Source organism: Oleiphilus sp. HI0067 (assembly GCF_001635735.1).
The window spans coordinates 1-1,614 of the sequence record NZ_LWFI01001518.1; the positions used below are offsets into that span (position 1 = coordinate 1).

Annotated in this window: 3 protein-coding genes; 1 reads left to right on the forward strand and 2 read right to left on the reverse strand. The window is 45.1% G+C overall.

The annotated features are described in order from the left end of the window. Positions 1 to 550 (reverse strand): amidohydrolase family protein (locus tag A3739_RS24735; protein WP_082878599.1); only part of this gene is annotated, 550 nt, incomplete at its 3' end. 43 nt (positions 551 to 593) lie between these two features. Then, complete coding sequence (gene moaB, locus A3739_RS24740) at positions 594 to 1,151, reverse strand: molybdenum cofactor biosynthesis protein B (protein WP_068481710.1); 558 nt, start codon at positions 1,149 to 1,151, stop codon at positions 594 to 596. Between the two features lie 151 nt (positions 1,152 to 1,302). Between moaB and A3739_RS24745 the strand changes: the two genes are divergently transcribed. After that, positions 1,303 to 1,614 (forward strand): hypothetical protein (locus A3739_RS24745; RefSeq protein WP_156502815.1); only part of this gene is annotated, 312 nt, incomplete at its 3' end.

Genomic DNA, 1,614 nt, shown 5'->3' on the forward strand with positions numbered 1-1,614 from the left:
GAACGAATTCAACCGCTTCTTTTGTCGTAATGTGCTCAAAAACGATTTTAAGTTTTGGGAAGCTCTCATGGATGCGGCGCAGATGCTGCTCAATGAACAACTTCTCTCTGTCAAAGATATCGATATCGTGACTAGTGACTTCCCCGTGAATTAACAGAAGCATGCCTTCTTCGACAAGGGCTTCAAACACAGGGTCTAAACTTTCTAAGCTTGATACGGCAGCATCTGAGTTAGTTGTTGCACCTGCTGGATATAATTTCGCAGCGACCGCTCCTGCTTGTTTTGCAGAAATAATGTCTTCACGTGTGGTTTTATCCGTAAGATAAATCGTCATCAATGGTGTGAAGTTACTTCCCTCGGGACGCGCCGCTTCGATGCGTTGTCGGTACGCAGCAACATCGGCTCCATTGGTAACCGGTGGTACAAGATTCGGCATTACGATTGCTCGAGCGAAACAACGTGCTGTTGCTGGAACGGTTTCGTTAAGCATGTCTCCGTCTCGGAAATGCAAATGTAAGTCGTCTGGTGTCGTGATCGTAATTTGGTCCATGGTGTCTCTATTTTATGAATTGCTGATTAGTAGTGATCAATGCTTAGTTTTCGTCTTGCTCGCGACTTAGGCATGCATCGATATCGATGTTTTTAAGCTGAGGTACGAAATTACAGGGGCTATGGCGACTGTCAATTTGTGAGACGATGATATTTTCCCACGCGGTCCTACACGCATTGTTACTGCCTGGCAGACAAAAGATAAGTGTTTCGTTTGCCATGCCTGCTAGCGCTCTGGATTGAATTGTTGATGTGCCGACCTGCTCTAAAGACAACTGTCGGAACATTTCGCCAAACCCATCAACCAACTTATCCAGCAGGGGGCTAACAGCTTCAGGTGTGCTGTCTCGACTCGTAAAACCCGTGCCGCCTGTGATTAGGACAACCTGAGACTCATCATCTGCGATCCATGCTGAAAGTTGTGCTCGGATCTGGTAAATGTCGTCTATTACGATGCTGCGTTTGCAGAGCGTATGCCCCGCTTCCTCAAGGCTGTCGCATAAATATTGCCCCGACGTGTCTGTATCAAACGAACGTGTATCGGATACGGTTAATACGCTGATATTTAGTGGTACTAATGTTTGAGTTATATGTTTTCCCATCTATCGGCTCTCAATAGTGATTCGTCGCGCGTATTATGGTCGTTGAAATGCTATTTTTAAACTTGAAAGACCAATAAAAAGTTGATTCTAATGCTTTAAATCAACATAAATCGCTGCATCGCAGTTCTGGTTCTAGTAAGGGAAGCACGTTTTGTCACATCGCCAACGTTGGTACGGTTATTTAAATGAGCCATCTCATAAATCGGTCGTAGCCTGGATTATCTATTTATCGATTGCCATTGCTATTTTTTTCAATATGACTGAAGCGCTTCTTGTTTCGGTCGATGATGAGCCGCGCGAAGCGGATTCGCTATATCTTTCTGTTTTATTCACTCTGTTGTTTCTGATTGATTACCTTGTTCGTGTTTGGGTTGCTGCAGATGCGCCGGAAGAGCATGGCGAGACCGAGCTAAAACGGCGATTGCGTTATGTGAGCTCGCCGATGGGCATTATCGATTTAATG

Excerpts from the sequence above, each read along its gene's own strand:
- moaB (WP_068481710.1), bottom strand. The coding sequence starts at position 1,151 with ATGGGAAAACATATAACTCAAACATTAGTACCACTAAATATCAGCGTA.